Below are 4,807 nucleotides of genomic sequence, written 5' to 3'. Positions count from 1 at the left end.
TGCATCGGCGGTGTGCTCCGCGTCGGCGGGTTCGTCGGATCCGCGGACGGTTTCACGGGGCAGCCCGCCGTCATCAACGGCGCGAGCGAGGTGCTCGGTGAGATCTTCGGTGACGCGGGGCGCCACGCACGGGCGGCTGTCGGCGTCGCGGAGCTCCCGCTCGGCAGTCCGGTCGAGGTCGAGGTGACGTTCCTCCTCGCCTGAATGCGTCCCGGCGGCGTCCTCCGTCGTGTCCGCAAGAGAAACGCGCCTCCCCGAGATGGGGAGGCGCGTTTCTCTTGCCTGCTGCTCGTCCTACTTCACCTGCGCCGAGATGATGCTCATCACGGCCGTGTCGGCGAGCGTCGTCGTGTCTCCCACCTCGCGGCCCTCGGCCACATCGCGGAGAAGGCGACGCATGATCTTGCCGGAGCGGGTTTTCGGCAGCTCGCCGACGATGTAGACGTCGCGCGGACGGGCGATGGCGCCGATCTGCTCGCCGACCCACAGGCGCAGCTGCTGCGCGAGGCCCGCGGGCTCGTGCGCGGCGAGGTAGCTCTCCTTGATGATGACGAAGGCCACCACGGCCTGTCCTGTGGTCTCGTCCGAGGCTCCGACCACGGCGGCCTCCGCCGTCGCCTCGTGCGCGACCAGGGAGGACTCGATCTCCGCGGTCGACAGGCGGTGGCCGGAGACGTTCATCACGTCGTCGACGCGGCCCAGCAGCCACAGGTCGCCGTCGTCGTCGAGGCGCGCGCCGTCGCCCGCGAAGTAGTAGCCCTGGTCCTCGAACTTCTCCCAGTAGGTCTCGCGGTACCGTTCGGGGTCGCCCCAGATGCCGCGGAGCATGCTCGGCCACGGCTCGGTGATCACGAGCAGCCCGCCGCTGCCGTTGCCGACCTCGACGCCCTGCTCGTCCACCACGTCGATCGAGATCCCGGGGAGCGGCACCTGAGCCGAACCCGGTTTGGTCTCCGTCACGCCGGGGAGGGCGGACACCATGATCGCGCCGGTCTCGGTCTGCCACCAGGTGTCGACGATCGGCGTCTTGCCGGCGCCGATGACCTCGCGGTACCACATCCACGCCTCGGGGTTGATGGGCTCTCCCACCGAGCCGAGCAGTCGCAGCGACGAGAGATCGAACTTCGCGGGGACGCTGCGGCCGATCTTCATGAACGAGCGGATCGCGGTCGGCGCGGTGTAGAAGATCGACACCTTGTACTTCTCGATGAGCTCCCACCAGCGGCCGGGGTGCGGGGCGTCCGGCGTCCCCTCGTAGAGCACCTGGGTCGCACCGTTGGCGAGGGGTCCGTAGGCGACGTAGCTGTGCCCGGTGATCCAGCCGATGTCGGCCGTGCACCAGAACACGTCGGTCTCCGGGTGCAGGTCGAAGACGTACTTGTGCGAGTACGCCGCCTGGGTCAGATACCCGCCGGAGGTGTGCAGGATGCCCTTGGGCTTCCCGGTGGTGCCCGAGGTGTAGAGGATGAAGAGGGGGTTCTCGGCGGGGAAGGCCTGTGCCGTGTGCTCGGCGGAGGCTGCGGGGACGGCGTCATGCCACCAGATGTCGCGGCCTTCGATCCAGTCGACCTCGTTCTCGCCGCGCTTGACGACCAGGACGTGCTCCACGGTCTGCTGCTCGCCGTCTCCGCGGTCGGAGAGTGCCTGGTCGACGGCGGGCTTGAGGGCGGAGACGCGGCCCTTCCGGTAGCCGCCGTCCGCCGTGATGACGAGCTTGGCGCCGGCGTCGTCGATGCGCGAGCGGAGGCTGTCGGCGCTGAATCCTCCGAACACCACGGAGTGGATGGCGCCGAGGCGGGCGACGGCCAGCATGGAGGCGATCGCCTCGGGGATCATGGGCAGGTAGATAGCGACGCGGTCGCCCTGACCGATGCCGAGTCCCTCCAGCACGTTCGCGACGCGCTTGACCTCGTCGGTCAGCTCGGCGTAGGTGATGCGGCGCGAGTCGCCGGGCTCGCCTTCCCAGTGCAGCGCCACGCGGTCGCCGTTGCCGGCCTCGACGTGGCGATCGAGGCAGTTGTACGCGACGTTCAGCTCGCCGTCGTCGAACCACTTCGCGAAGGGCGGGTTGGTCCAGTCGAGCACCTGCGTGAACGGCTTGTGCCAGTGCACCAGCTCACGGGACTGCTCGCCCCAGAAGCCCTCGCGGTCGGCGGCCGCCCGCTCGTAGAGCTCGGGCGACGAGATGGTTTGGGCGACGAACTCCTCCGACGGTGCGAACTTCCGGGTCTCGTCGAGAAGATGGTCGATCTGGCTGCTCATCGGCAGGCGCTCCTTTGCGGCATACGGGTCTTGCGAGCATGGTCGTGGGGGTGGGCGACCAGGTCAGGGCGAATCTATCCCTGCGGCCTCGCCGCGCATACTGCCGAAAGTCGGTAGTGTTGCCGGTTTTGTCAGGACGGTCGCCTTGCGTACACTCGACGACAGCCGAATTCTCATTCCGGCCTTGGCGTGCCCGATTCCCCCAATCGTGGAACGTCGTGGGCGGCATCTCATTCCCCCCGTGAGATGCCGCCCATTCCTTTGGGAGCGCTCTCTGCGTCCTCGGAGCATCCTCGGGTCCGGCCGGCAGCCAGGCACTGCACCACGGGGTGACGAACCGGCTTCTCCACAGGTGCTGGAGGATCCGGATCTCTCGGGACTTCCCCCTCCGCGACTGCGCATAACGTCGCCGTCATGCCTGATTCCTTCGTCATCCAGCCCAGGGGAGTGCGCTCGCTCGCATCCGAGGAGACCACGTCGCCGGCACCCCTCCGTCTGGATCCCGTGTTCGGACCGCTTCTTCCTCACATCGACGACGCGGTGACCGATGTGTTCGTGAACGGTGCGGGCGGGCTCTATGTCGACCGGGGGAATGGCGCCGAGCCGGCTGCCGCCTGGAGGGCCTCGGAGCGTGAGGTTCGTGACCTCGCCGTCGCACTGGTCGGGCTCGGCGGACGCCATCTCGACGACCAGGCGCCCTGCGTCGACGTCCGCCTCGACTCGGGCGTCCGTGTGCATGCCGTGCTCTCTCCGGTGTCGACGACAGGAACCGCGCTCTCGATACGCATCCCCCGGGTGCGCGCCGCGGACCTTCGATCCCTCTCTGCGCTCGGCGCGTTCGATGCGCGCCAAGAGGCCTGGCTTCTCGGCCTGGTGGCCGAGCGGGCGAACATCCTCATCACCGGGGGAACGGGAACGGGCAAGACCACGCTGCTCTCCGCTCTGCTGTCCGAGGTCGCGCCGGGGGAGCGCATCGTGACGATCGAAGACGTCGCCGAACTGCGGCCGAGGCATCCGCACCACGTCGCTCTCGAGGCGAGGCAGCCGAATCTCGAGGGCGTCGGCGGCATCACGCTGAGCCGCCTGGTCCGTGAGTCTCTGCGCATGCGGCCGGATCGCCTGATGGTCGGCGAGTGTCGCGGAGAAGAGGTCCGCGAGCTGCTCACCGCACTCAACACCGGACACGATGGCGGCGCAGGCACCCTGCACGCCAGCGGGCTCCGTGACGTTCCTGCCCGCCTCGAAGCCCTGGGCGCCCTCGCCGGCATGGATGCGGTGGCACTCGCGCGACAGGCAGTGAGCGCATTCACCATCGTCCTCCATCTCGACCGTGCCCCCGGCGGCATCCGTCGGATCCGCCAGGCGGGCCGGCTCGTCATCGCAGCGGATCGGCTCGACATCGAGGAGGTGCAGCCGTGGCGGTGAGGCGATCTCCTCGCGCGGCGCAGCGGCGGGATGTGACCTCAGCGGACGCTGCGACGTCGGTGCAGACGCTGGCTGTGCTGCTGCAGGCCGGAGCGGTCCCCCTCGTCGCGTGGCGGCATCTCGCCGCCACCGACGACGTGCCAGCACGCGCCGTCGTCGATCGGCTCGATCGTGGCATCCCGCTCCTCGACGCCATCGAAGCAGAGGGCGGGGCCTGGGTCGATCTCGCGGCGGCCTGGGAGGTCGCGACAACGGTCGGGGCCCCGCTCGCCGAGGTTCTCCGCATGATCGCGGAGACGTTGCGGGATGCCGCCGCTGCTGCCGATGATGTGCGCATCGCTTTCGCGGAACCGGCCGGGACGGCGCGTCTGCTGCTCTGGATGCCCATGGCCGGGCTGCTCCTCGGTTTCGCGCTCGGCTTCGACACACTCAGTGTCATCTTCGGGAGTGTGCTCGGGGCCGCCTGCGTGATTCTCGGCCTCCTCCTCGTGGTAGCGGCGCGGCTGTGGACATCGCTGCTCCTGAGGAGAGCGGCGCCGGAACCCGGCACCCCCGGCATGCGGGCAGAACTGGTCGCGATCGCGCTCGCCGGTGGCGCCTCCATCGACCGCGCGCTGCACCTGGTCTCGCAGACATCCGTCTCCGGAGGCGGCGACGAGCGGGTCGCCGCCGTGCTCGAGCTGTCCCGCGCTGCAGGGGTGCCTGCCGCAGAGCTCCTGCGGGCAGCGGCCGCCCAGGACCGGCATGCCGCGAGGGTCCAGGGGCAGCTCCGTGCGGCGAAGCTCTCGACACGGCTCTTGTTCCCGCTCGGTATCTGCACGCTGCCCGCCTTCCTGCTCCTCGGCGTCGCGCCTCTCCTGCTCAGCGTCCTCGCATCCACTCCGATGCCCCTGTGACCGCCAACAGTCCATCAGCACCATCCGATGCCTACGCATCGCCCAGAGAGAAAGAAGGAACACCATGAAGAACATCCCTGCGCTCGACCGCCGACGCGCGGCCATGCTGTTCGGCGACGACACCGGGGCGGCCACAGCCGAATACGCGATCACCACGATGGCCGCGGTCGCCTTCGCCGGGCTCCTCGTCGTCATCATGCGCTCCGATGAAGTCCGCGGCATCC

At 69.3% G+C, this 4,807-nt stretch carries 5 protein-coding genes; 4 read left to right on the top strand and 1 reads right to left on the bottom strand.

Annotation, left to right across the window (positions count from 1 at the left end; translation table 11 throughout):
• On the top strand, positions 1-204 hold a 204-nt coding region (locus tag DSP71_RS23750), incomplete at its 5' end, for a RidA family protein (RefSeq protein WP_258546420.1).
• Positions 205-294: 90 nt separating this feature from the next.
• Here the strand turns inward: DSP71_RS23750 and acs are convergent.
• Positions 295-2,262 carry an acetate--CoA ligase gene (acs, locus tag DSP71_RS12500; RefSeq protein WP_113681256.1) on the bottom strand — a complete coding sequence of 656 codons (1,968 nt, stop codon included), beginning with the start codon at positions 2,260-2,262 and terminating at the stop codon, positions 295-297.
• A gap of 414 nt (positions 2,263-2,676) precedes the next feature.
• Here acs and DSP71_RS12495 point away from each other — a divergent pair, with 414 nt between their 5' ends.
• The 3 genes from DSP71_RS12495 to DSP71_RS12485 all read left to right on the top strand — a co-directional run.
• Entirely contained in the window at positions 2,677-3,687 is a 1,011-nt protein-coding gene (locus tag DSP71_RS12495) for a TadA family conjugal transfer-associated ATPase (RefSeq protein WP_258546419.1), read from the top strand.
• A gap of 32 nt (positions 3,688-3,719) precedes the next feature.
• Positions 3,720-4,583 (top strand): type II secretion system F family protein, encoded by an 864-nt coding sequence (locus DSP71_RS12490; RefSeq protein ID WP_258546418.1) that lies wholly within the window; start codon positions 3,720-3,722, stop codon positions 4,581-4,583.
• A gap of 64 nt (positions 4,584-4,647) precedes the next feature.
• The coding region (locus DSP71_RS12485; protein ID WP_147251313.1) for a DUF4244 domain-containing protein at positions 4,648-4,807 on the top strand (160 nt) is incomplete at its 3' end.

This window comes from Microbacterium sp. H6 (assembly GCF_003314775.1).
GTDB classification, from domain to species: domain Bacteria; phylum Actinomycetota; class Actinomycetes; order Actinomycetales; family Microbacteriaceae; genus Microbacterium; species Microbacterium oxydans.
Note: the sequence above shows the minus strand (reverse complement) of the source record. Positions and strands in the feature narration are given on the sequence as shown.